This is a genomic window from Marinomonas algae (assembly GCF_047525555.1).
GTDB lineage: Bacteria > Pseudomonadota > Gammaproteobacteria > Pseudomonadales > Marinomonadaceae > Marinomonas.
The window spans coordinates 888,298-912,447 of record NZ_JBLIXK010000001.1 but is presented as its reverse complement, the minus strand read 5'-3'; the positions used below and the strand labels follow the sequence as shown (position 1 = coordinate 912,447).

General features: G+C 42.4%; 22 protein-coding genes. 12 read left to right on the top strand and 10 right to left on the bottom strand.

Going from position 1 to position 24,150, the window contains the following annotated elements; genetic code table 11:
• Positions 1-47 precede the first annotated feature (47 nt).
• Positions 48-320, top strand: a complete 273-nt coding sequence (locus tag ACMUMQ_RS04275) for a hypothetical protein (RefSeq protein ID WP_414680767.1) — start codon at positions 48-50, stop codon at positions 318-320.
• Positions 321-396: 76 nt separating this feature from the next.
• On the opposite strand, the gene ACMUMQ_RS04270 is transcribed toward ACMUMQ_RS04275, so the two are convergent.
• Together ACMUMQ_RS04270 and rho are read right to left on the bottom strand one after the other, a co-directional pair.
• Positions 397-1,125 carry an NAD(P)H-flavin reductase gene (locus ACMUMQ_RS04270; RefSeq protein ID WP_414680766.1) on the bottom strand — a complete coding sequence of 243 codons (729 nt, stop codon included), beginning with the start codon at positions 1,123-1,125 and terminating at the stop codon, positions 397-399.
• A gap of 125 nt (positions 1,126-1,250) precedes the next feature.
• Positions 1,251-2,516, bottom strand: coding sequence for a transcription termination factor Rho (gene rho, locus ACMUMQ_RS04265; protein ID WP_414680765.1), 1,266 nt, complete (start codon positions 2,514-2,516; stop codon positions 1,251-1,253).
• 508 nt (positions 2,517-3,024) lie between these two features.
• On the opposite strand from rho, the gene ACMUMQ_RS04260 reads away from it, so the two are divergent.
• Positions 3,025-4,542 (top strand): Ppx/GppA phosphatase family protein, encoded by a 1,518-nt coding sequence (locus tag ACMUMQ_RS04260; protein ID WP_414680764.1) that lies wholly within the window; start codon positions 3,025-3,027, stop codon positions 4,540-4,542.
• 3 nt (positions 4,543-4,545) lie between these two features.
• On the opposite strand, the gene ACMUMQ_RS04255 is transcribed toward ACMUMQ_RS04260, so the two are convergent.
• The gene (locus ACMUMQ_RS04255) at positions 4,546-4,842 is read right to left on the bottom strand and encodes a hypothetical protein (protein ID WP_414680763.1); all 297 of its coding nucleotides are present in this window, start codon (positions 4,840-4,842) and stop codon (positions 4,546-4,548) included.
• 339 nt (positions 4,843-5,181) lie between these two features.
• Here ACMUMQ_RS04255 and ACMUMQ_RS04250 point away from each other — a divergent pair, with 339 nt between their 5' ends.
• The gene (locus tag ACMUMQ_RS04250) at positions 5,182-7,215 is read left to right on the top strand and encodes a hypothetical protein (RefSeq protein ID WP_414680762.1); all 2,034 of its coding nucleotides are present in this window, start codon (positions 5,182-5,184) and stop codon (positions 7,213-7,215) included.
• A gap of 205 nt (positions 7,216-7,420) precedes the next feature.
• Positions 7,421-10,450 (top strand): ammonium transporter, encoded by a 3,030-nt coding sequence (gene amt, locus ACMUMQ_RS04245; RefSeq protein WP_414680761.1) that lies wholly within the window; start codon positions 7,421-7,423, stop codon positions 10,448-10,450.
• Positions 10,451-10,457: 7 nt separating this feature from the next.
• Here amt and ACMUMQ_RS04240 read toward each other — a convergent pair whose 3' ends face one another.
• From ACMUMQ_RS04240 to ACMUMQ_RS04215, 6 genes are read right to left on the bottom strand one after another with little or no spacing between them, the layout of a single operon-like run.
• Positions 10,458-10,820: a Na+/H+ antiporter subunit G gene (locus ACMUMQ_RS04240; protein WP_414680760.1), complete on the bottom strand. Its 363-nt coding sequence runs from the start codon at positions 10,818-10,820 to the stop codon at positions 10,458-10,460.
• A gap of 10 nt (positions 10,821-10,830) precedes the next feature.
• Positions 10,831-11,100, bottom strand: a complete 270-nt coding sequence (locus ACMUMQ_RS04235) for a K+/H+ antiporter subunit F (protein WP_414680759.1) — start codon at positions 11,098-11,100, stop codon at positions 10,831-10,833.
• Positions 11,094-11,576 carry a Na+/H+ antiporter subunit E gene (locus ACMUMQ_RS04230; protein WP_414680758.1) on the bottom strand — a complete coding sequence of 161 codons (483 nt, stop codon included), beginning with the start codon at positions 11,574-11,576 and terminating at the stop codon, positions 11,094-11,096. The genes ACMUMQ_RS04235 and ACMUMQ_RS04230 overlap by 7 nt, the downstream gene beginning before the upstream one ends.
• Complete coding sequence (locus ACMUMQ_RS04225; RefSeq protein WP_414680757.1) at positions 11,576-13,087, bottom strand: monovalent cation/H+ antiporter subunit D; 1,512 nt, start codon at positions 13,085-13,087, stop codon at positions 11,576-11,578. Before ACMUMQ_RS04225 ends, ACMUMQ_RS04230 begins: the two co-directional genes overlap by 1 nt.
• Positions 13,088-13,453 (bottom strand): Na+/H+ antiporter subunit C, encoded by a 366-nt coding sequence (locus tag ACMUMQ_RS04220; protein ID WP_347984439.1) that lies wholly within the window; start codon positions 13,451-13,453, stop codon positions 13,088-13,090. It abuts the gene before it with no gap.
• A complete protein-coding gene (locus ACMUMQ_RS04215) occupies positions 13,453-16,251 on the bottom strand; it encodes a monovalent cation/H+ antiporter subunit A (RefSeq protein WP_414680756.1) in 2,799 nt (932 codons plus the stop codon). Before ACMUMQ_RS04215 ends, ACMUMQ_RS04220 begins: the two co-directional genes overlap by 1 nt.
• Positions 16,252-16,797: 546 nt before the next feature.
• Between ACMUMQ_RS04215 and ACMUMQ_RS04210 the strand changes: the two genes are divergently transcribed.
• The 7 genes from ACMUMQ_RS04210 to olsF are packed head-to-tail and all read left to right on the top strand — an operon-like array spanning position 16,798 to position 22,606.
• Positions 16,798-17,379, top strand: coding sequence for a DedA family protein (locus tag ACMUMQ_RS04210; RefSeq protein ID WP_414680755.1), 582 nt, complete (start codon positions 16,798-16,800; stop codon positions 17,377-17,379).
• The gene (locus ACMUMQ_RS04205) at positions 17,376-18,509 is read left to right on the top strand and encodes a D-alanine--D-alanine ligase (RefSeq protein ID WP_414680754.1); all 1,134 of its coding nucleotides are present in this window, start codon (positions 17,376-17,378) and stop codon (positions 18,507-18,509) included. Before ACMUMQ_RS04210 ends, ACMUMQ_RS04205 begins: the two co-directional genes overlap by 4 nt.
• Before the next feature lie 50 nt (positions 18,510-18,559).
• Positions 18,560-19,138, top strand: a complete 579-nt coding sequence (locus ACMUMQ_RS04200; RefSeq protein WP_414680753.1) for a DinB family protein — start codon at positions 18,560-18,562, stop codon at positions 19,136-19,138.
• A gap of 2 nt (positions 19,139-19,140) precedes the next feature.
• The gene (locus ACMUMQ_RS04195) at positions 19,141-19,896 is read left to right on the top strand and encodes an NRDE family protein (protein ID WP_414680752.1); all 756 of its coding nucleotides are present in this window, start codon (positions 19,141-19,143) and stop codon (positions 19,894-19,896) included.
• A 12-nt stretch (positions 19,897-19,908) separates the two neighbouring features.
• Entirely contained in the window at positions 19,909-20,346 is a 438-nt protein-coding gene (locus tag ACMUMQ_RS04190) for a YHS domain-containing (seleno)protein (RefSeq protein ID WP_414680751.1), read from the top strand.
• A 13-nt stretch (positions 20,347-20,359) separates the two neighbouring features.
• Positions 20,360-20,815 carry a hypothetical protein gene (locus ACMUMQ_RS04185; protein ID WP_414680750.1) on the top strand — a complete coding sequence of 152 codons (456 nt, stop codon included), beginning with the start codon at positions 20,360-20,362 and terminating at the stop codon, positions 20,813-20,815.
• 30 nt (positions 20,816-20,845) lie between these two features.
• Positions 20,846-22,606 carry an ornithine lipid synthase gene (gene olsF / locus ACMUMQ_RS04180; RefSeq protein ID WP_414680749.1) on the top strand — a complete coding sequence of 587 codons (1,761 nt, stop codon included), beginning with the start codon at positions 20,846-20,848 and terminating at the stop codon, positions 22,604-22,606.
• Positions 22,607-22,615: 9 nt separating this feature from the next.
• On the opposite strand, the gene ACMUMQ_RS04175 is transcribed toward olsF, so the two are convergent.
• Positions 22,616-23,071: an Lrp/AsnC family transcriptional regulator gene (locus ACMUMQ_RS04175; protein ID WP_414680748.1), complete on the bottom strand. Its 456-nt coding sequence runs from the start codon at positions 23,069-23,071 to the stop codon at positions 22,616-22,618.
• A gap of 161 nt (positions 23,072-23,232) precedes the next feature.
• Between ACMUMQ_RS04175 and ACMUMQ_RS04170 the strand changes: the two genes are divergently transcribed.
• Positions 23,233-24,138 carry a DMT family transporter gene (locus ACMUMQ_RS04170; protein WP_414680747.1) on the top strand — a complete coding sequence of 302 codons (906 nt, stop codon included), beginning with the start codon at positions 23,233-23,235 and terminating at the stop codon, positions 24,136-24,138.
• Positions 24,139-24,150 lie beyond the last annotated feature (12 nt).

Sequence of the window (24,150 nt, the reverse complement as noted above, 5' to 3'; positions counted from 1 at the left end):
CTTTTTTATAGCACTTCTACTAAGTAGTTAAGAGAAAGAGATTAAATATGACAATAACGTTTGCAGATCGTGCTGATCAGCTATGTGATACATTACGTGAAATGGAGCATCAAGCAGAAGAAGGAGATCAGCTGTTTTACTGTGCTTATCTTCTAGGTCTGTTAGGGCTTCATAGTAGTACAGAAGGCGAAGGTAAAAGTGCATTTGATGCTGCCTTCACTGACGTGTTAAAAGAAACGCTTGTTGCAGAGGGTGTTGTGGAAGCAGATCAAGAGCAAATTCTTGCATTATGGAATGCAGTCTGCAAACAAGCAGACTAAAAAATTTCAACAAGGTAGCAATAAAAAAAGAGAGACCTTTAACAGGCCTCTCTTTTTTTTATTGTTAAATTAAGAGCTACAGACTTGGCTTAGCTGGACGTGGTGCGTAAGCAAAAACATCAGAGAAGCAGTGTTCTTGTGTTAATCCTTTCAGCTCAAGTTGGTCTAATGTGCCGTAAACCATTCCGACAGAACCACAGATGAAGGCCGCAGAATTACTCAAATCTGGGTGATCTTTCAAAACCGCTTCATACAGCCAGCCGGTTCTTCCTTGCCATGTGTCATTGCTTTCATTGACGATAATATCCACTGAGAAAGGTGCGCTTTCTTTCGCTTCTGTTAACCAAGCTTGTGCAAAGACATCTTCCGAACTTCTTAATCCCCAATAGAAGGAAACTTTCCCAGGAAATTGTTGCTCAACCAATGAGCTATAAAGGCTTTTTATTTGTGCGAATCCTGTGCCGCCAGCAATTAATAAAATGTGCTCTGGTGCAGAATGTAAAACGCCATTGTCTAAATGGCAGTCGCCACCAGGAGCTTTAATTGTGATTGTCTCGTTTGATTTAATATGTTCTACCACTTTATGAGCTAATGACTCTGGGTCCGAAACAAGAATATATAGGGTAAGGTTAGGTAACTCGTGAGGAGCGCTACCAATCGAGTAAGGAACTTGTTCCCCTGTTGGTAAGGCAATCATTAAGTATTGACCTGCAATAAAAGAGAGGTCATTTACCTGCAAAGTAATTTGATATACATCTTTGTTAATTAACTCAACAGTGTTTACCTTTGCGGTAAGGTCTTCCATATAAAGCTCCGATACAAGTCATGTCTACAAAGATTGAGGCACTGACTGGTGATAATAATCTGTTAATGTAGGTAAAAAAAAGCCACTTTAATCAAGTGGCTTGTTTGTCTTGCGTATAGGCAAGCTTATTTGTTTTTGCCTTTCATAGACTCAAAGAACTCATCGTTTGTTTGAGTTACTTTTAGTCGATCGATTAGGAATTCTGTTGCGGCAACATCTTCCATAGGATTCAATAACTTACGAAGAATCCACATGCGTTGTAACTCGTCTTCAGACGTTAATAAGTCTTCACGGCGTGTGCCAGATCGACGAATGTTAATCGCAGGGAAAGTACGTTTTTCCGCAATTTTACGATCAAGGTGAAGCTCTGAGTTACCTGTACCTTTGAATTCCTCAAAGATCACTTCGTCCATTTTTGAGCCAGTATCAACAAGCGCTGTTGCGATAATAGTCAAGCTACCGCCTTCTTCGATGTTACGAGCAGCACCAAAGAAACGTTTTGGACGCTCCAACGCATTAGCATCCACACCACCGGTCAATACTTTACCGGAGGAAGGAATGACTGTGTTGTAAGCACGAGCAAGACGGGTAATGGAGTCAAGCAGAATCACAACATCACGTTTATGTTCGACAAGGCGTTTGGCTTTTTCAATTACCATTTCAGCAACTTGTACGTGACGTGCTGGTGGCTCATCAAAGGTAGACGCCAATACTTCACCGCGCACAGTGCGAGACATTTCTGTTACTTCCTCTGGGCGCTCATCAATAAGTAGAACGATCAGGTGGCAATCAGGGCTGTTGCGGGTGATGGCATTTGCGATGTTTTGTAGCATGAAGGTTTTACCCGCTTTAGGCGGAGAAACAACCAAGGCACGCTGACCTTTACCCATTGGGGCAACAAGGTCGATGATACGAGATGTAACGTCTTCAGTGGAGCCGTTACCTGCTTCCATTAATAAACGCTCATCTGGAAACAGAGGTGTTAAGTTTTCAAAAAGAATCTTGTTACGAACGCTTTCAGGCTTATCAAAGTTAATTTCATTGACTTTCAATAATGCGAAGTAGCGTTCGCCATCTTTAGGTGGACGAATCTTCCCAGCGATTGTGTCGCCAGTACGAAGGTTGAAACGTCGGATTTGGCTTGGCGAGACATAAATATCATCTGGTCCTGCTAGGTAAGAGCAGTCAGGTGAACGTAAAAAGCCGAAGCCGTCTTGTAGAATTTCTAGAATACCGTCACCGTAAATGTCTTCTCCGCCTTTGGCATGACGCTTTAGGATTGAGAAAATAACATCTTGTTTACGAGAGCGAGCCATATTATCTAGGCCCATTTCTGATGCGATTTCTAAAAGTTCGTGTACTGATTTCTGTTTTAAGTCGGTAAGGTTCATAAATGGGTTTTTTTGTATTAGCTCATCTGAGGAAAAATGACGGAATCAGTGCTACTTAATAAGTAACCATAATCTATGTCTGGAAGTATTTAACAATGTATCAGCTACTCGGCACGAAAAAACATGGAGCAATAATATTTAGTTTTTGCTCCTGTTTGAAAGACCCGATTCGGGTAAGCCAATACAGCGCGAAACAATTTGATTGGAGTTAAAATAAGAAAGATATACTTCTACATTCCTATTCCAACAGTCAGTACTATAGTTCGACTTAAAGGTGAGGTCTATAGTCAAATTCAGGAAAAATCCACTTTTTTGTTAATTTTTTGATCAAGTTCAGGGTTTTTATCTATTAATAGTTCCTTAGTGCTTGATTTTCACAAAACTAGGTTTAGATTTATAAAAAATTCATCTAACACGGCTTGTTTTTGATGCTTTGTTAATCATGAAGTGTCTCTTCAACTGATATACTTTGTGTTTACTACGATTTCTGAGACATAAGGCGACGTCAATGCAATCTCTCTTTCTGCAACAATCTCATGATTTTCCATTTGAAAAAATCGCAGCCATTGACCTTGGGTCAAACAGTTTCCACATGGTTACAGCTCAAGTTACGCACGGACAACTGCGCATCACTGGTGAATTCGGTGAAAAGGTTCAACTTGCAGCGGGTTTGGTGGACAGTCACTTGGATGATGAGTCACAACAAAGAGGTTTAGATTGCCTAGCGCAATTTGCTCAAGTGATTGCAGATATGCCAGCAGGGTCGGTTCGAGTTGTGGGAACCAACGCATTACGAGTCGCAAAGAACCGATATGACTTTATTGGCAAGGCCATGGATATCATGAGTCATCCAGTTGAAATCATTGCAGGTAGGGAAGAAGCCCGATTGATTTATGTCGGCGTTTCCAGAACCATGGATCATGGTGATGCAAAAAGATTAGTGGTTGATATAGGTGGAGGCAGTACTGAATTTATTATTGGGCAGCAGCTTGAGCCTATTCTCACCGAAAGCCTTCATATGGGATGTGTGAGTTTTAAAAAGCGCTTCTTTGATGATGGTGTTATTAATAAAGCGAACTTCCAAAAAGCAGTGACCGCTGCACGATTAGAATTATTAAGTATCCAAGATGATTATCTTGATGAGTCATGGGATGTGGCGATTGGTTCATCTGGTACGGCCAAAGCAGCGTTTAATATCATTAAAGAAAATAACTGGGGCAAAAAAGGAATTACCCCAAAAACACTAAAACAAATTCAAAAGGCGTTATTCGCCGCAGGTCATGCAGATAATATTGATCTAGTAGGGCTGAAACCTGAACGAAAAAATACGTTTGCAGCAGGTATTGCGATTTTAACGGCCGTTTTTGAGTGTTTCTCTATTAAACAAATGGACTTCTCAAGCGGCGCACTTCGTGAAGGTGTCTTATATGACATCATGGGACGATATGCTGAAACAGACATTCGTGAGCGTACAGTAAACTATATGTTGAATCAGTATCATATTGATACTGAACAAGCGAAATTGGTTACGCACACGGCTTTGTCTGCGCTTGCGCAAGTGAAAGACGATTGGAACCTAAACAGCATTTCTAGTGAAGACTTGCTCCGTTGGGCTGGTTTGCTTCATGAAGTGGGGGTTGGGATTTCTCACAGTCGATACCACAAACATGGAGCTTACATTATTAAAGAGTCAGATATGCCGGGCTTTTCTCAGCAGGAACAGCAGGCTCTGGCCAATTTGATTTTGCGCCATCGACGTAAATTTACCCAATCGTTGGATTATCGATTTACAAAAAGTGATCAACAGGATTTAGATGGTTTATCCATTCTTCTGAGATTGTCGATATTGCTGCATGATGATAGGAAAGAGGGCGATATGCCAATTTTCACTTTAAAGGCAGATGGTAAGAGTTTGCATGCTGAGTTTTTGCCTGAATGGCTAGATGGGCGACCGCTAACATTGGCAAATCTGCAACGGGAAGCTGAAGCCTTAGCTGTTGCTGGGTATACACTGACGTTTAGCTAATCTTTAGCTTAAGTTATCAATAGAACGATATAGGTCTGCGACTTCTTCTCGCTGCAGTCCGGATATTCGAGAGAGACGACCAATGCTTGATGTAATTTGTACCGTCTCTTTTCCTTCTTTTTCTTCCTCTGTTTTTTCTAGTAGGTCTGCTTGGTTTTGGTTGGCAAGTAGATGCTTAGCTTGATCTGAAATTTGCACAAAGCCAGACGCCTCTCGAGGGTTCGAGTGTGTGTCTTTGTCTGCCTGCATTGAGAGAGAAGGCAAATATAATGAGTTGTTTGATATTGAAGAGATCGACAAAACAGCCACCGTTATAATAGTTGTCTGATTTACCAGATATAACCATATAAATGTAGTCTATTTTTTGAACATTTCAACCCTTTTTAGATGGTTGGAAAAGAAGTTGTAGTTTTCTGGTTCTCTGTATCTTTCACCATTTTTGAAAAAACTTGAACTTATTTTAAATTCTCATTAAGCATATTAGTGTCATTGCTATATAAGGATGATATTGTTTGCATATTGTTTATAAGAATATGACTAAACAATCGTATATCTTACAGATTGCATGTCTGCTTGGGGTTGTTGAGTAAACAGTCCAAATTATCTGTTGTAAGTAATTTGCTTCAAAAAGGATACCGCATGAGCCAAGAAAAACTCCCAATAGAACATCTTTATTTTACTGAAACGAATCTGGAACAGATTTTAGAAAATCTTGATGTTGTTCGTAATAAGATTCACCCGCAGTTAGTGGATGAAGATGGTGTAAATGAGCAGGTTTTTCCATCAGTTTGCCTGATTGGCTTAGGGCGTTGTGGATCTAATATCGCGTTAGATGTTGCTTCTTTGGTATATGAAGCAAGAGCAAACTACATGCGTGAGATTGAGAACCAAGACATCTTGGATGGCGAGCAAGAGTTCCGCCCGATGCGATGGATCAGAAAGCATTTACCAATGGAAGATAAGGATGGGTTTAAGCCTGTTTTCCTTATTGAGCCAATCGTCTTATTGGGTGATTTAGATAAAGACATTGAAGGCCGCATTCGTTTCTCTAATGATGAGGGCCGAGCGCAGTTCTTAGAAGAATATAAAAAGTTACAAATCATGGACTTGTCCGAAGTTCATGCTGGTGGTGCTGGTAATGCTCCAATCTTAGGTCAGTATCTAGCTAAGATTATCCTGAATAAAGACGCAACGACCTTTATCAATGAAGAGTGGAAGCAGTTGCATTCCTACCTTGTTGATTCTTGCGGCATCAAAGCGAACCAATCTCGACTTTACTTTTACATCTTTAGTGCGGGTGGTGGTACTGGTTCTGGTATGGCGTCTGAATTTGGCTTGGCTCAACAGTTCTCTTATTTGAGTAAAACCTTCGACTACCGTTCGGATCAAAGTCAAAGCCGTTTGGCTGATAAGCGACACAGCTTTGTGTTTGAACCTATTTTTACCTCTGGTATTTGTATTTTACCGAACATCTCTGGAAAGAATGTCGAGATTTCAGAAGCGCTTCATATCAATGCTGGTCGTTTGTTGACCAAGTACATATCTGAAGAGTGGAACTTCTCTTACAACGAAGAGCGAGACAACGACGAATTACCTGAAGATGTAATGGAGCGTATCCGCCCTTGGAATTCCATGATGTTGATATCTAACGATATTATGCGTTATGCGGAAGAAGAAAACGGCGGCGATGTTGAAAGTATCGATGTCAATACAATGGAGAAATATGCGAACCAGTATATTTCCCAGCAGATCTTTAATATCTTGACCGCTCAAGCGGTAACAACCGATTACGATGAAGATTACTTCCGTCGAGCTGGTATTGATATTTCTGAAACCATTCGTTTGGATGCCAATGACTTGTTTATGAGTTTGGCGGGCCCTGTTGCGGTCGCTTACGCCGAAAGTGTTGTGAATGATGGTGTTCGCCAAGACAATGTTGATATTGATGATTTATTCTGTCGTTCGATCGAATTGCCGCATTTCAATGCTGAAACCTCTGCAATTGAAGGGGTTAGTGTGTTGCCTGTTGAGTCAGAGAAATATCGCGATGCGATTAAGGTATACAGAAAGAGCGGTTTTGATGCGAGCACGTTAAATCATCTGCACTTCTTTAAAAACTGTTCATCTATTGTGTCTATTATCTCTCTACCACGAGATTACAAGTTGTCATTCACGGCGTTGAATCGCTTGAAAATGCATTTGAACCGTTTATGCCCAAACACCACATTGAAGCGTTACGCGCTTGTTATTGGTGCATCGGCAAACCTATCCTTGACCACTTTGATTGCAAAAAGCCCATGTTTAAGTGATGACTTTTTGACCTTGATGGTCGCTTACATGAAACGTTGCTTTGCGCGCGATGAGTTCCGTTATACAAATGAAATAGACCAAGCCATTATCAGCATGATTCAAGAAGATGAATTTGATGATGCCTTAGTGGATAAATATTTCACGGCTTATGAAAACCCAGCTAAGATCCTTGATACGAACTGGTATGCGATTAAGCCTATGTATGAGAAGAAGTACCGTGAGCTTATTGAGAGCCCACAAAGCTTCGTGTCTATTAATGATATTCGTTTAGACGTAAATAACGTGAAGAATGCCATTAAGTATCTTCGCGAGATTTACCGTCATCGAATTAGTAAAACGAGTGTTCTTACTCTTAACGCTTAATAGAGCTCGTTAAATATTGATTAATCTTGCTTTAAAAAGGCGACCTCATCTGAGGTCGCCTTTTTTTGTTACCTGGTTGTTACAAGAGTTGGCCTAACAATTGAATGCCTGAAACACTGCGCCTTTTACTTCTATATCTTTGTTTTAAAATGCTATTTTGGCGCTTTAAGGTTTACGCGTTATTTTGGTTTTGATGAGGGATTATATGTCTGAGCTTTACTGGTTACTTACTACTTCTGTGCTTGTGTTCACTATGCAAGCGGGCTTTCTATGTTTGGAAAGTGGTCGAATAAGAAGTAAAAACAGTATTAATGTTGCAGCTAAAAACATATCAGACTTCATCGTATCGACGATTTTGTTTTGGTTATTCGGCTTTGGAATCATGTTTGGTGATTCGATTGGTGGTTTCTTTGGTTTCAGCGATTTCTTTTTTAGCGAGCAACACACTCCTTGGCAGATCAGCTTTTTTGTCTTTCAAATGATGTTCTGCGGCACAGCTGCGACATTAACCTCGGGCGCAGTGGCAGAACGAATGACTTTTATGGGTTATTTAGCCATTACAGTAGTGCTCAGTACGGTGATTTATCCAGTGGTTGGACATTGGTCATGGTCTGGTGTCTATTCTTCGACAGGAGGGCAAGGATGGTTAGAGGCTAAGGGCTTTATTGACTTCGCGGGCTCCACCGTAGTGCATTCTGTTGGTGGCTGGATGGCATTAGTGTCCATTATGATCATTGGGCCTCGCATTGGTTTCTCTGAACAGAAAATCCGATTGCCCCCTGGTAACAACCTTCCTTTATCGACTCTTGGCGTTTTATTAATTTGGTTTGGCTGGTTTGGTTTTAACGGCGGAAGCACTTTAGCCTTAACGAATGATGTACCGACGATTATTTTAAATACTTTTATCTCTGCCGCTTGGGGAGGATTCATTGCGGTTTCCATCAATTATTTTCGCGATGGTTATGTTGATGTTAGTGCGGTTCTTGGAGGTGTGATTGCCGGTTTAGTAGGCATTACCGCGGCTTGTCATATTGTTTCGCCTAGTGCTTCTGTGATTATTGGCGGCGTGTCTGGTTTAGTCGCGTATTTTGGTAATCTGCTAATGAAAGCATGGAACTTGGATGATGCCCTTGATGTTGTACCGACGCATTTATTTGCAGGTATTTGGGGAACCTTGTGTGTGGCTTTATTTGGGCAAGAAGACAAAATTGCCAATGGCTTAACTTTTTGGGATCAGTTATGGATTCAAGCTTTTGGCGTTGTGATGATTGGTTTGTATTGCTTTATCGTCGGTTACGCATTTATATGGCTGATAAATCGTTTTATGCCGTTAAGAGTGACTAAAGAGCAAGAAGAGCAAGGTCTTAATGTCACTGAACATAAAGCCACAACTGAATTGTTTGATTTGCTTACCACTATGCAATATCAGCAAAACAATGCAGATTTTTCGACTCCCGTACCAGAGGAACCTTTCACTGAAGTAGGTCAGATTGCGCGTAAATATAATCAGGTTATTGAACGCGTGAGCAGTGAAATCACACAGCGAGATGATGCATTAATGCGCTTTCAAGAAAGTGAAATGCGTAAGTCTGCCATTCTTAATTCTTCGATGGATTGCATCATTACGATTAACCGCTTTGGCTCCGTTATGGAATTTAATCCCTCCGCTGAGCGTACTTTTGGCTGCTTAAAGAGCCAGGTGGAAGGAAAGAGTTTTGTTGGCTTATTTGTGCTTGAAGAAGATAGAAAGCAAATTTTCCAGAGTCTCGATTCTGGTTTCTCCACTTCAACTGGTTTGATATTGAATCGACGTAATCCGTTTCGTTTGCAGCGATCTCCAAATGATGATTTCCCTGCTGAAATTACGATCACTAAAACACAAACTAATGGTGACAGTGAGTACACACTTCATATAAAAGACATGACACGTCACATGAAGCTACAAGAGCGCCTAAAGTTTTTAGCGTACAGTGACCCGCTAACAAGTTTGTACAATCGAACCTATTTTATGGATTCTCTTGTTCGTGCTTTGGCGGTGTCAGAAAAGAAGAAAGAGTCGATTGGCGTACTATTTTTGGATTTAGATAAGTTTAAATTAATCAACGATACATTAGGGCATAAAGCGGGTGATGAGCTGCTCTGTGAAGTGGCTCGACGTTTGTTTGAAGTTGCTGATGAAAGTGACGTAGTCGCGCGCTGGGGCGGTGATGAGTTCATCTTCATGATGACTGAGAATGTCAGTACGAATCACTTGATGAACCGAGCAAATCAGATTTTAGGCGTTATGCGAGAAACCTTTGTGTTAAGTGGGCAGGATTGTTCAGTTCCTGTGAGTATCGGCATTGCCTGTTCTTACGGGCAGACAATAGAAGCGGATAAGCTTATTCAGCAAGCAGATATCGCCATGTATTGCGCGAAGGAAAAAGGCCGTGATAATGCCCAACTCTTTACACCAGAAATGGCGAGTTTAGTGACTCAAAAGTTTGGCTTTGATAAAGAGATACAAGATGCTCTCGCTTCTGACCAGTTCACTTTAGTATTCCAACCTAAGGTACAAATGGAAAAAGAGAACATCTTAGGCTTGGAAGTATTAATTCGTTGGAATCATCCTTCAAAAGGCTTTGTGTCTCCTGGAGAATTTATTCCTATCGCGGAAGAATCGAATTTAATTATCAAGGTCGATGAGTGGGTTATTGATACAGCCTTAAAGCAACAAAAAGCATGGCACGATGCGGGTGTTGAGATTGTGCCTATTGCTGTCAATTTATCGGGACGTCATTTAGTGTCTGAAAGTGTGGTGGATTATATTTCACAAAAACTCGATCACTATAACCTTCCAGGAAGCATGTTGGAGATAGAGATTACTGAGGGCGTGTTGCTAACAGACATTCAACGCTGTATTGAAGTCATGACAGAGTTAAAAGCGCTGGATATTAAAATATCCATAGATGATTTCGGTACAGGTTATTCGTCTCTCAATTACTTAAGACGTTTGCCTTTAAACACTTTAAAGATTGATCAATCCTTTATAGAAGAGTGCGACAAGCATACGGAAGACGTAAAAATCTGTGAAACTATTATTAGTCTAGCAAACGGACTGGATTTAATTGTTATTGCTGAAGGTGTTGAAACAGCATCGCAAGCAGAGACATTAAAGTCTCTGGGGTGCGAGATATTCCAAGGGTATTTTTACCACAAACCAATGAAAAGCGATGAAGTTGTAAAGCTACTTTGAAGTAGCTTTACGGTTTAGGCTCTTCGCGCTCTCGTATGGTTTCCATGAGCTCTTGGTTTTTAGTTTTTTCGATTGGCTTAGTACGATAATGCAAAGCCGTTTTTGCAATCATATTTGCTGCAACTGGCGCTGTGATGAGTAGGAAAAGCGTAATCAGCAACTCTTGAACAGAGAAAGCACCCTTCAAATGGCTTTGGAATACCATAGAAGCAATCAAAACACCTGTGATTCCAAGCGTTGAGGCTTTGGTTGGACTGTGAAGTCTCATGTAAATATCAGGGAGGCGAGCGAGTCCATAAGAGCCGACAAGCAAAAAGGCACCGCCAATCAATAACGCAACACAGATAATAATTTCGAGATAAAAGGGCATAAAAAATATCCTATTCTATGATGTCGCCGCGGAGTAAGTACTTACAAAGTGCAGCGGTGCTCACAAAGCCTAACATGGCAATTAATAATGCCGCCTCAAAATACAAAGCACTTCTCATGTAAATGCCATACAACAATATAAGTGCAATCGCATTAATGTACATGGTATCCAAGGCTAAAATTCTTTCTGATAGCGTCGGGCCTTTCAGCAATCGCCATAAATTCAAAATCAAAGCGATACAAATGAAAGAAGCAACAATAGCGATGGTCAAATTTAGCATCCGAAAATCTCCTTAATAGGCTTTTCATAACGCTGCTTAATGGATTCAATCAGTTCGGCTTCGTTATCCAAATGAAGAGCATGAATATAAAGCCATGCTCTATCCTTTGACACTTCGGCACTGACTGTTCCTGGTGTAAGCGATACGGTACTGGCCAAAATAGTGATACCGAGATCAGAGTTCATTTCTATTGGAACTGCTACAAACCCAGGTTTGAGTCGTTTTAAAGGACCAACAATTAACAAGGCAACTTCCAAGTTAGCGACGACTATATCCCACATCACCATGAGAACATAACGAACGGCTAGCCAAGGCTTGAGTATCTTTGGATGCTCATCTCGCATTCCTCTGACAAGCCAAGGAATCGTAATAGCGAAAAAGGTTGCTAAGACGATATGTCCTGCGCTGACTGAGTTATTGAGTAATAGCCAAACAGTAAAAAGCAAAAGGCTATGGAAAGGCATAGGAAATAACATTAGCGGGTTACTCCTGGTAATAAGTCATAAGCAGAAGACTGAATGTCATGCAGGTAATAGGCTGCTTGTTGTGTAAACTCACTGATCTCTCCGCCAAACAAAACGAGTGTTGGTGATGCCAGAAGCAATAAACCAATACCTGCTATTTCAGTCGGTTTAGCTGGTTCTGCATCCGAAGAGGTTGAGCCGTTATGACGCCAAAACAAGGTTGTTCCTGCTCTTGAAAAAGTCACCAGTGCAGCTAGGCTTCCAACCAAAATTAACGGCCAAACCCACATAGTTTGTGCTGTTGATTGAGTGGCTTGAAGAATCATAATCTTGCCAACGAAACCAGACAGCGGAGGCATACCGATTAATGCTAACGCTGAAATCGCAAATGCAACACCAAGTAGTTTTGGCTGGACAAATGGGCGCGAATGAACAAAGCGATCTTCTGCTTTACCGCGTTGTCTTGCCATGACATCAGCGAGCAAAAATAAGCCAGCAGAAGCCAATGTACTATGAACCATGTAATACAAGGCTGCTGATGTTGCTGCTTCAGAATTGATGGCCGCACATGCGAGCAAACTGCCGCTGGAAACAATTACCAGATTTGCGCTCATAATACGGATGTTCGGACTAGCAAACACACCTATGCTACCAATAAGAATTGTCAGTAAGGCCAGTGGCCATAACCAAGGTGTGGCGATATTTGCTAACTCTCCAGCATGCTCACCGAAAATGACGGTATATACTCTAAAAATACTGTAAATGCCGACTTTGGTCATGATGGCGAAAAGTGCGGCAACTGGCGCGCTGGCGCTGGCGTAGGTTTTTGGTAACCAAAAATGCATAGGAAGCATAGCGGCTTTTAAGCCAAAAACGACCAAAAGTAACAGAGCGCCTGTTTTGGCAAGTGTGGCGGTTTCACCTTCTAGCTGACCCACTTTGATGGCCATGTCAGCCATGTTTAGTGTGCCAAGTGTGCCGTATAAAATTCCTAATCCAAATAGGAATAAACTTGAGCCAACAAGGTTAAGAATGACGTAATGCATTGCGGCCTGTGTCTTTTGTTTACCACCTGCGTGGATCAGCAGAGCGTAAGACGCAATAAGCAGCACTTCGAAGAAGACAAATAAGTTGAATATATCTCCTGTTAAGAAGGCACCGTTAATCCCCATGATTTGGAACATAAACAATGGGTGGAAATAAGCGCCGCCTTTGTCTTTGCCTGAGACCGAATACAACATAACGGCAAAGGCTAAAAAGGAGGTTAGCAAAACCAATAAGCTGGAAATCCTGTCAGCAACGAGTGCAATACCGAATGGGGCTTGCCACCCACCTAAGGCATAAAGTTGAACCCCTTCGTTGTCTACTTTAAAAAGTAGGATGGCAGAAGAGGCAAGTAAAAACAACGTACCGACAATAGAACTGATACGTTGTGAACTGATGTCACGAGAAATTGGCGGCAGCAACATAATGGCGCCGAACAACAAAGGAATCAGAATCGGAAAAATGCTCAAATGCTGCATTTAGTGGTGGCCTCCTGATTTATAGGTTGGATCACCTGGTTGTGCAGGCAGCACACCATCTACATGATCATTTCCTAAGTCCGCGCGGGCACGCATGGCCAATATGACGGCAAACGCTGTCATCGCGAAACCAATAACAATGGCTGTTAGAACCAACGCTTGAGGAAGTGGATCACTGTATTGTTCCGACTGTCCCAAAACCGCCGCAGCATTGAGTTTGAGGCGCCCACTTGCGAACAAGAATAAATTTACTGCATAGGATAATAAGGTTAAGCCCATTACCACAGAAAAACTGCGTCCACGTAAAGTTAAGAAAATACCGCAGGCGGTTAATAAACCGACGCAAAAAGCATATATGCCTTCCATTAATCATTCTCCTTTTGTATAGGACGTTCGCTGGTGGTTAATTGTCCAAGATTCGCAAGAATCAACATAGTGGCACCCACCACAGTAAGGAAAACCCCAAGATCAAACACCATTGCACTAGCAAGCTCGAATTTGCCAATGACAGGTAAGTAGAAATAATCGAACCAAGAAGACAGGAAGGTGTGACCAAATGCCCAACTTCCTAAACCACTAAGGGTGGCAATGCCGATTCCTGAGCCGATCATGATTTGATAATCCAGCTTAACGCGAGTTTTAATCCATTCCACACCATGACCAACGTATTGTTGGATGATAGCAACGGAAGTGATTAACCCCGCGATAAAACCACCGCCAGGCATATTGTGCCCGCGTAAGAAAATATAAGCCGATACAAGCAAGGCGAGAGGCAACAAACTCTGCGAAATAACAGCAAGCAAAATAGGGTTCTTGTCTTCCGACCAAGCCAGTCCTCTGTCGTTACTGGACGGCATAAATAAGCGCATTCTCGCGATCAATTTATAAATGCCAAGCGCGGCGATACCCAACACAGTAATTTCGCCTAATGTATCGAAGCCACGGAAGTCCACCAAAATGACGTTGACCACGTTGGTACCACCACCGCCTGTTTTACTGTTTTCAGTGAAGAAGGTGGATATAGTGTCGAGCGGGCGCGTCATCAGTGCATAGCAAATGGTTCCAACCACACCACCGATTAAAGAGGCCAGACTCAAGTCGCGAACAACACGACGTGGGGAGGATTCTTTGGGTGTTTTTTGTGGCAAAAAGAACAAGGCTAGAATCAACAAGATAACGGTCACGACTTCTACAGAAAGCTGAGTCAATGCCAAATCTGGAGCAGAGAATTGAGCGAATGCCAAAGAGACAATCAAACCCACGACAGATAGCGTAATCAGAGCAACAACACGTCGTCTGTGCCATAACACAGTGGCTAAAGCAGAAATTGAAAGCAAAACAGCCGCTGTTATAGACACGGCATCTACAGGAATTTCCGGACGTTGGCCTGCTGTCGCGTTTAACTTCATTAAAGATGCGGCAGTCATAATCACGGCCAACAACAAAGTGAAGAAGGTATAACGCTGTAGAGAGCCGTTTTCGGTGAAGCTGATAAAGCGATTTGCAGCAGACGCAAGCGACTGAACAACACCTTCAAAAACTAATTTAGGATCACTTTTCGGAAATTGAGCTTGGAACTTAAACAGGTGCGGTCGATTATGATACATAATCAAACCACCAATTAAGGCGATAATACTCATCAGTAATGGCAAGTTAAAACCATGCCAAATGGCTAAGCTGTAACTTGGCGGAGTCGTATTGAGTGTCGCACTGGCTGCCGAGTACAACAAATCGCCAACCATGTAGCTAGGGAAAATCCCAACCAACAAACACAAAGCCACTAGAATCTCGACTGGAACACGCATGTAGCGAGGTGGTTCATGAGGCGTTTTCGGTAAATTGATTGGCTCACCATTAAAGAAAACGTCGTGGATAAAGCGCATAGAATAGGCGACCGCAAAAACACCACCCAAGGTTGCCAATACAGGAATTAACCAAGATAAAGAGCCAAGAGACGCTTGGTGCAGGGTTTCAGTAAAGAACATTTCTTTTGATAAGAAGCCGTTCATTAAAGGCACGCCCGCCATTGAAGCGGACGCCACCATGGCTAAGGTTGCCGTATAAGGCATGTATTTCCATAAGCCATTAAGCTGGCGCATATCACGAGAGCCAGATTCATGGTCGATAATACCAGCGGCCATGAACAGAGATGCTTTAAATATAGCGTGGTTAATAATATGGAAAATAGCCGCTACCGCCGCTAAATCAGTTCCCATTCCTAACAATAAGGTAATTAGGCCTAAATGACTGATGGTGGAATTTGCCAACAAGCCTTTCAAATCGTGTTGGAACAGCGCGATATAAGCGCCCATCAAGAAGGTTGCAAGACCAGTCAGGCTGACAATCAAGAACCACAAATCTGTATCGGCGAGCGCTGGGTAAAAACGGGCCATCAAAAAGATGCCGGCTTTTACCATAGTGGCTGAGTGTAAGTACGCACTTACTGGCGTTGGTGCGGCCATCGCATTTGGTAACCAGAAGTGGAAAGGGAACTGAGCGGATTTTGTAAAAGCACCAAGCAAAACCAAGACAACAATGACTGGATAACTCGCACTGGCTTTAATCAGATCGCCACTGTCTAGTACGGTTTGAAGGCTGAAACTGCCAACCGTATTTCCTAGAATCAATAAACCGGCAAGCAACGCGAGGCCACCTGCGCCGGTTACAGTAAGCGCCATTCGAGCGCCTTTTCGAGCTTCTGTTTTATGTCCCCAAAAACTGATTAACAAGAAGGAGCTGATACTGGTCAGTTCCCAGAAAAACCAGAGTTGAATCAGGTTGTCAGACAGTACCACGCCTAACATGGCAAACATAAACAGCATGAGGTAAGCGTAAAACTTCCCCATTGGGTCTTTATCAGACAAATAATATCGAGCGTATAAAATAACTAATAAGCCAATGCCCAAAATAAGAATCGAGAAGAGCAAGGCTAATCCATCGAGCCTAAATGCCAACTCCAAGCCAATAGAAGGAATCCACGGAATAGCCGCTTGGAAGCGTTCTCCTTGGACAATGTCACCAGCGTTCATCAATACCAGTACTAGCGTTAATGCTGGTAACACCGCGGTCAGAAAGGCACATTCAGTGCGGCTAAGGCGGTTTGAAATAAGTGGGATTAAGGTTCCTAATAATGGAAGAAAAGGTAGCCAGATAAGAGAGTTCAAGAAAAAAGCTCCTCTACTATTAAGAATAAGTCAAAATCAAAGGATGGTGCGCGCATGGTTATCGTCCTAACAGGCGGTCTCATATGTGCTGCTTTCTACCAACTAAATTGAAAACAATGTGGATTTAAGAATAAACAAGCATAGCCTTTTACTAATCGAATCAATAGTCTAAAACCAAAGACATAAGAAAAATATCATAAATGCTTGGAAAAATATTACTATTTTAGAAAGAGGGTAACAGAAAAAGTTCCTTCGTTTGCGCCTTTAATGAGTTGCCCTTCGAAAAAAGAGACCTGCCTTTCCTTTTCAAAAAAAACTTACGCTTATCGTATTGAGGAAAGAAACGTAATTTGCCCTAATTTTCGTTTCTTTGAAGCTTATGTTCGGGAATTATCTTCTTCAAATTAAAAAATAAAATTCTTTTGTAATATTTTTGATCCTTGTAACGACTAACTTCATATACCTAATACTTAAACGCCTTGCTTATGGCTCCTTTCCTGTATGGAAAGAGCATGCAATACCGTTATTCGAATAAAGGAGTGAACTTTGATCGCTGAGTTACAGGCCTTTCTTGCTGAAGGGCAGTCTTCAAATATCCTATTGTTTTTCGGCATTATTTTGCTGTCTTACTTTTTGGAAGATTTAGCGATTGTGACGGCTGGTACTTTGGCGGCACAAGGAAGCATTATGCCTACGACGGCGCTTTTAGCTGTTTTTGTTGGCATTGCAACAGGGGACTTTCTACTTTATTGCCTTGGCCGTTATGGGCGTAAAGTGCGTTTTTTACGTTACAAGGCGTTGACGAATCCTTCCTTTAAAAAGCTGCGCGCTCGCTTCCACCATAATGCTTTTTTAAACCTTTTTATCATTCGATTCATTCCAGGTTTAAGAAGTGTTGGCTTTACTCTAAGTGGCTTTTTCTCGATTCCTTTGTTCGTATTTTTCTGTGCCGTGGTTTCAGCAACGGCAATTTGGACGGCGGCCATCTTCTACGTCATTTACTTCCTCGGTAGCCAAGCTTGGTTGCAAACGACTCAATACCAATGGGTCTTGATTCCTATCGCGATTGCCGTCTTTTTCATTGTTAATCGTCTAATTAATAAATCATTTACTAAAGGTCTATCATGAATTCGATGTCAGATATTCGCCTCATACCATCAGATAAAATCAATGCTGGCATGCCCGTTCTTGAAATAGATCAAGAGCGAAGCGTGTCCCGCTATGAGTTTTTCCCTAGTTGGTTTTTCTACACGCCAGTGGTATTGCAAAGCTTATTACAAGGTGTGTATTACCGTGATTTTCGATTGCCTTTGGTTGCCAATCCAAGCATCAAATTGAGCGGCATGGTTGGTGAATCCAAGCAAGATATTATGAATTTGGCGGGCTCGGTTGCATCACCTTGGATTTCTCCGTTTGTAACGCAAACCAAAAACCAAGAAGGTGTCTCTAGCCAAGCTTCCCATGCTTTGGCTGCAATGCAAGCCGCTGACCTGTCTTTTCCTGTTGTTGCCAAGCCAGATTTAGGTTGTCGTGGTGTTGGCGTTAAGCTGCTGCGTAATGAAAGCCAGCTTGAACAATATATTGCAGACTTTCCTGATAACGCGCGATATCTGTTGCAAGAAAAAGCGCCTTATCAAGCGGAAGCGGGTGTGTTTTATGTGCGCCAACCTGGCGAAGCGCAAGGCAAGATCATTTCGATCACATTGAAATACACGCCTACTGTTGTAGGCGACGGCCAGCATACATTGAAACAACTGATCGAGCGTTGCCCGCGCGCAGGTCAACTTAGTCATCTATATTTACCTCGTCACACAGATAAGTTGGATTGGATTCCAGAAGACGGCGAAGAGTTCCAACTTGCTTTTGCTGGCAGCCACAGCCGAGGTTCTATCTTCCGAGATGGCAATCAATACATTACAGACGAGTTAACTCGCAAGCTGGATACGATTCTTCATGATGTAGAAGGTTATCACTACGGCCGTTTGGATATTAAATTCGATAATCTTCACGACTTTATGAAAGGTGAGAAATTCACCATTTTAGAACTTAATGGCGCAAGCAGTGAAGCTGCCCATATTTGGGACAGAAATACGCCACTGAAAAATATATTCAGCATGCTCTTAACTCAGTACCGACTTTTATACGCGATTGGCGCGAAGCAAAAGAAACGAGGGCACAAACCGCCATCTTTTAAAACTTTATTAGCCGCTTGGCGCGAAGAGAAAAGCTTAACCGAACATTACCCAAGTACTGACTAAGTAGGAATAAGTCCATCGGGTTAATGAATTAACGAATGAAAGAGAATTGTATGTTTGCTACACCAAAGAATCATCAAGGCGTGCCAGTTGGCCGAGAACTGCCAGTGCTACAAGGTTGCATAGAAGCCTTAGAACAAGGCCATGAATGTTTGAGTTCATTAACGGACGATCAATATTTATGGTCTGCGCCACCGCATGTTACCAGTACGATTGGAGAGCACTTTCGTCATCTCTTGGATTTATTTCATGCGGTTTATAACGCCTATCATTTGCATGGACAGAGTCAGAATGCCCCAGAAATGATTGATTATGATTACAGACGTCGCGGTCACTCGGTGGAAACTTCGCGTCAGCGTGGTTTATCCGAAATTGAGCACTTAATTCATTGGTTAGAAAGCGTTTCACAAAAGCAGCTTAAAGCGACGGTTACATTATCCACAGAAGTTTCTTTAACCCACAAACAGTCTCAGCAAATGCAGTCCACTTTAGAGCGTGAGCTAACGTTTGTGGCACTGCATGCGAATCATCATTTTGCTATGACGAAAGTCACCATCAGCTTGTTGGATATTAAAGTGAATGATGACTTTGGTTTAGCGCCGGCTACTTTGTCCTATATGAGAGGCCAATAATCATGTGTTCTGTTACTTGGCTTGTGAATAGCAAAGGCTATGAGATTTTCTTTAATCGTGATGAGCAGAAGGCGCGCGCCGCCGCTTTGCCTCCACGAGTTCAAAATATGGACGACATGAAAATTCTGATGCCAATTGACCCTGTTGGGCAAGGGAGTTGGATTAGCACAAACGAGGTGGGTTTGAGTCTTTGCTTATTGAACAACTATCAAGGTCAAATGCCTGAGCACGTGTTGTTTAGCCGTGGTTTGCTGCTCAAAACTTTGTCGAAAGAAAAGAGTATCAAAGATGTTTGCATGGCATTTGAACGTTTATCTTTGCCTCAATTCGCTCCTTTTATCTTGTTGGCGTTTGATCTCAGTATTTGTCAGCAAGGCCAGCCAGTAATGGCCATTAAATGGGATGGCGTCGATAAAGTCATCGAGCCGATTGAAGCGCCGTTGTTTTCTTCTGGCGTAAAGTTGGAGGAAGTGATGGCTTATCGTTACGCCATTTATGACCAAGTGGTGGGCAGCGAGCCGACTCAAGAAAGTCTGTTAGCTTTCCATCAACATCATCACCCAGAACATTCTCACTTGTCTGTTTGTATGCATCGTGACGATGCTGAAACAGTCAGTTTTACGCGTGTTTCTGTATCTGCAAAAACGCAAAGTATGTCTTATGTGGCTGGAGCGCTTTGTGGTCATTTGACCCAAGAATCTCTTGCTAAAAATACCGTCAGTTTCCCTAACAAAAAGGCGTTAGAAGTCGCCCTATAAAGGAGTGTAAATATGAAAATTGTACTTTCAGTTTTGTTATTGGTTGTAAGCCAATTTAGTTTTGCAGCCGATGCAATTTCAACTGGTTTTTTAAGCAATAAAGCTGTGAGTGGTTACGATACCGTCGCTTACTTTACGGAGAATCGTCCAGTGAAAGGAAGCAGCCAGTATAAAACAAAATATCAGGGCGCAAACTGGTATTTCTCTTCACAAGAGAACTTGGATTTGTTCCTCGCTGAGCCTGAAAAATACGCGCCTCAGTATGGTGGCTATTGCGCTTGGGCGATTTCGGCTAAAGGTGATTTCGCTCCTTCTGACCCTGAAAAATGGGCGATTGTAGACGGCAAATTGTATTTGAACTACAACCAGTCGGTGAAAGAAAAGTGGGACGCTGATCGTGCTTTACACATTCAACAAGCCGATAAAAACTGGCCTAACTTAATAAAATAAAAAGGAAATATTTATGTCATTTCAGCCAAGCAAGCATCTTCCAGCCGTTTTTATTGGTTTTGTCTTTGTGCAGTCTTTGTTCTTCAAATTTACTGGCTCATTCGAAACTGAGTACATTTTCGGCACGCTAGGCGATTGGTCTGGTTTGGAATTATTCGCACAATATGGCGCCTATGTGATTGGCTCGGCTGAACTGATTGCGACCATATTATTGTTCTCTCGCTGGCACGGTCTTGGTGCTTTGATGGCGGTCGGTATTATGTCCGGCGCGATCATCTTCCATCTATTTACACCGTTAGGCATCGTGATGCCTGAGTTCAATGAAGCGGGTGACATAGTCGGTTATGACAATGGTTTATTGTTCGGCATGGCTTGCTTGGTTTGGTTATCGGCTGCTTTCCTATCGCTGCGAGACCTGAAAAGCGAATCTGGCGTTTTGAGCCGCTTGTACACGACATTTTTTAAATAATAATAAACCGTATAAATAAGAGAAAAGAGTATGATGAATAGCCCATTTCGTTTACCAAGAATAACGCCTTTTGGCTTAGGTGAGAGCTTCTTGGAATGGGTGACGGGATTGAGCAAGCTAGATGGCTTTTATCAACAACGTCCTGAAACACATTCCACCTTTGAGTTCATGAATTACACATTGAAAGCTTTGAATGTGGAATACAGCATTGCCTCAGGTTCGTTGGATACTATTCCCAAAGAAGGTCCTGTTGTGGTGGTGGCAAATCACCCATTGGGCGCGATTGAAGGTGTGATTGTGGCAGACATGCTTGCAGAAGTTCGCCAAGACGTGAAAGTACTGGCGAATGAAATGCTAAAGCGCTTGCCTGAAATCAGTGATCTATTTATCGGTGTGAATGTCTTTGGTGGTGATAAAGCAAAGAAAACCAACAGCTTAGCGATTCGTGAAGCCAATAAGCATTTAGCGGATGGCGGCTTGTTAGTGATATTTCCGGCTGGTGAAGTGTCTACTTATCCTAAAGGCAGCAAGGTGCTAGCAGATGTAGAATGGCGCAACTCCGTCGCTAAGTTTGTTAGTCGTAGCCAAGCGACAACCGTGCCTATTTTTATTGATGGCAAAAACAGCTCTCTGTTTTATCAGGCTGGGCGTATTCACCCTTTGTTGCGTACGGCTTTACTTGGTAAAGAGTTGCTTAATAAACAATCGAAAACCATTAATTTATCTGTCGGAAATGCGATCCCTTTCTCTGAGCTAAAAAGCTTTGAAGATGAAAAGGATTTAGTGAATTATCTCAGGCTGAATACTTACCTAATGAGTCCAGATCGTAAAGAAGCTGAGCTGGATGCGCCACAAAGTCATGACTTACCTATTATTGCGCCTATTGAGACCAATCTTTTATTAGATGAATTGACTCAGCTACCAGAAGATGCCTTGTTGCTTGAGCAAGGGGATTTTGCTGTTTATTGCACGCCTACGAAAAACATTCCTAACTTGATGCAAGAGATAGGTCGTATTCGAGAAGAAAGCTTCCGCGGCGTTGGTGAGGGAAGTGGCCTTGCGTGTGATCTCGACCAATACGATGAGTATTACCAACAATTGTTTGTTTGGCACAAAGAAGACAAACAAATCGTCGGCTCATATCGTTTGGGTTTTGTCGATCAATTGATGAAAGAGCGCGGCTTAAATGGTTTGTATTCCCGTAGCTTGTTTCATTACGATGAAGCTTTTCTCAATACCTTGGATCAAAGCATTGAAGTTGGCCGTTCTGTGGTCGCGGAAGCGTATCAGAGGAACTTGAATTCCTTACTGTTGTTATGGAAAGGCATTGCGGCCTTGGTGTCGCGTCATCCTAAATACACGCATTTATTTGGCCCTGTTAGCATCAGTAATGACTACAGTGAGAATGCCCGACAACTGATGGCGCAAGCTTTGTCTTTACATCATTACGATCAGGAAAAAGCGCAATTGGTTACTGCTTCTACGCCATTGCGAAAACGTACTACAGAATTCTGGCAACCTAACTTGCTGTCGGCTTTGGCCAGCGTAGAGCTGTTATCAAAAATATTGGCTCGCATGGAAAATGGCAAAGGCTTACCTGTTTTGTTGCGACAATATTTGAAGATGAACGGCAAGCTTGTCAGCTTCAATGTGGATCACGCTTTCCATGACACGCTTGATGGTTTGATCGTCGTGGACTTACGACAAGTGCCGCTTAAAACCCTTGGCAAATACATGGGAAGAGAGGAAGCGGAAACCTACTTGGAAAAGCATCATAAAGAAGAAACCTAAGCGCGTCGGTTACAGATAAATAGGCAATGCTTTTCGTTTGATGGCTTGCCTAACCGACAAGTGTGTGTGGATGTCTTTAACACTGGTTATTTTATGGAGTTTGTTTGTAAAAGCTTCATAGCCTTTTAAATCTGCGCTAACAACTTCTAATAAATAATCATACGACCCTGAGACAATATGACCATTAATCACTTCCTCCATATTGTCTAGGGCGGTCTCAAACTGATTAATCGATTCTTCTTGGTGATTGCTTAAACTCACCTCAACAAAAAATGTCATCGAAATGCCTGCTTTGGTTTTATTCAAGTTCGCTTGATAGCCTTCAATATAACCTTCGTCTTCAAGGCGTTTTAAACGTCGTGCACATGGTGAAGGTGACAAGCCAACAAGGTCTGATAACTCTGCTGTAGAAAGGCGACCTTGGCTTTGGAGGATTTCTAAGATGTGGCGATCAATTCTGTCCATGCTTTTCTCTCTTGGCGATTTACACTAAAAAAATACCATCTATTGATGGTAAGCACTAAGCTTTCTCTAATTCTATATCATTATTGCCGGATAAAAGCGTACAAGTTGACGGATAATTTCACGAAATCAAATTTTGGAAATTACCTTCTAGGACAAACTGTATGCTGCGAGTTACTGCGCCGAGTGAGAAGCCGAGATTTTTATCACCTTTAGCAAAAGGCTATTTGGTGATGTTAATGGTGCTGCTGATCTGGTCTGGATTGGCTCTAACTGTGCGCGGCATAAGTATGTCGCCACTGCAATTTATTGATGTCGCTTTGATACGCTTCGCGGTTCCTGTGATTTTATTCGCTCCTTTCATATCGGCTCATTATGCTGAGATAAAACGAGCTCGAGTGTCCGACTTGTTATTTATCCTACTGGGTGGAATTCCTTTTCTGCTCTTCGCGGCACTGGGAGCAGAAACAGCACCAACGGCTTATGTTGGAACCATATTGGCTGGAACTCCGCCGCTCTTCGTTGCCGTTTTGAGCTTTGTAGTTTACCGAAAAAGCCTTCCTATTAAGCGCGCGCTTGCTTTATCTCTGATCTTAATGGGCGTTGTAGTGATGGTTGTTGGGCGATCAGATGTCATGTCTGCCAACATTCATCATGGTGTGCTTTATTTGCTGAGCGCGGCCATTGTGTGGGCGTTTTACACAATAGGCTTAATACGCGCAGGCCTTAGTGCTATTAGCGTTGCGATCATTTTATCTTATAGCTCATTTCTTATTGTGCTGACGTTGCTCTTGCTCGGTGTTTTCCCGACATCATTGGGCAGCTTTTCTTGGCAAGACGCTCTGCCTTTTATCTTGGTTCAAGGTTTGGGTATTGGTGTGTTGGCGACATTAGGCTTTTCATACGCTGTTCAGCGTTTGGGTTCGGCAAAGTCATCTGTCATCGGATCCATTTCTCCAAGTGTGACGGCATTATTAGCTGTTCCCATCTTTGGCGAGTCACTAACTGTGGCGATTGTCGGTGGAATTTTGCTGACCATCGCTGGCGTCATTTTATCTAATCGTATTTAATTTCTAGGGAGT

Excerpts from the sequence above, each read along its gene's own strand:
- ACMUMQ_RS04250 (WP_414680762.1), top strand. The coding sequence starts at position 5,182 with ATGAGCCAAGAAAAACTCCCAATAGAACATCTTTATTTTACTGAAACG.
- rho (WP_414680765.1), bottom strand. The coding sequence starts at position 2,516 with ATGAACCTTACCGACTTAAAACAGAAATCAGTACACGAACTTTTAGAA.
- ACMUMQ_RS04195 (WP_414680752.1), top strand. The coding sequence starts at position 19,141 with ATGTGTTCTGTTACTTGGCTTGTGAATAGCAAAGGCTATGAGATTTTC.
- ACMUMQ_RS04190 (WP_414680751.1), top strand. The coding sequence starts at position 19,909 with ATGAAAATTGTACTTTCAGTTTTGTTATTGGTTGTAAGCCAATTTAGT.
- ACMUMQ_RS04230 (WP_414680758.1), bottom strand. The coding sequence starts at position 11,576 with ATGTTATTTCCTATGCCTTTCCATAGCCTTTTGCTTTTTACTGTTTGG.
- amt (WP_414680761.1), top strand. The coding sequence starts at position 7,421 with ATGTCTGAGCTTTACTGGTTACTTACTACTTCTGTGCTTGTGTTCACT.
- ACMUMQ_RS04270 (WP_414680766.1), bottom strand. The coding sequence starts at position 1,125 with ATGGAAGACCTTACCGCAAAGGTAAACACTGTTGAGTTAATTAACAAA.
- ACMUMQ_RS04220 (WP_347984439.1), bottom strand. The coding sequence starts at position 13,453 with ATGGAAGGCATATATGCTTTTTGCGTCGGTTTATTAACCGCCTGCGGT.
- ACMUMQ_RS04200 (WP_414680753.1), top strand. The coding sequence starts at position 18,560 with ATGTTTGCTACACCAAAGAATCATCAAGGCGTGCCAGTTGGCCGAGAA.
- ACMUMQ_RS04170 (WP_414680747.1), top strand. The coding sequence starts at position 23,233 with ATGCTGCGAGTTACTGCGCCGAGTGAGAAGCCGAGATTTTTATCACCT.
- ACMUMQ_RS04175 (WP_414680748.1), bottom strand. The coding sequence starts at position 23,071 with ATGGACAGAATTGATCGCCACATCTTAGAAATCCTCCAAAGCCAAGGT.
- ACMUMQ_RS04235 (WP_414680759.1), bottom strand. The coding sequence starts at position 11,100 with ATGCTAAATTTGACCATCGCTATTGTTGCTTCTTTCATTTGTATCGCT.
- olsF (WP_414680749.1), top strand. The coding sequence starts at position 20,846 with ATGATGAATAGCCCATTTCGTTTACCAAGAATAACGCCTTTTGGCTTA.
- ACMUMQ_RS04260 (WP_414680764.1), top strand. The coding sequence starts at position 3,025 with ATGCAATCTCTCTTTCTGCAACAATCTCATGATTTTCCATTTGAAAAA.
- ACMUMQ_RS04225 (WP_414680757.1), bottom strand. The coding sequence starts at position 13,087 with ATGCAGCATTTGAGCATTTTTCCGATTCTGATTCCTTTGTTGTTCGGC.
- ACMUMQ_RS04205 (WP_414680754.1), top strand. The coding sequence starts at position 17,376 with ATGAATTCGATGTCAGATATTCGCCTCATACCATCAGATAAAATCAAT.
- ACMUMQ_RS04240 (WP_414680760.1), bottom strand. The coding sequence starts at position 10,820 with ATGCCCTTTTATCTCGAAATTATTATCTGTGTTGCGTTATTGATTGGC.
- ACMUMQ_RS04275 (WP_414680767.1), top strand. The coding sequence starts at position 48 with ATGACAATAACGTTTGCAGATCGTGCTGATCAGCTATGTGATACATTA.
- ACMUMQ_RS04185 (WP_414680750.1), top strand. The coding sequence starts at position 20,360 with ATGTCATTTCAGCCAAGCAAGCATCTTCCAGCCGTTTTTATTGGTTTT.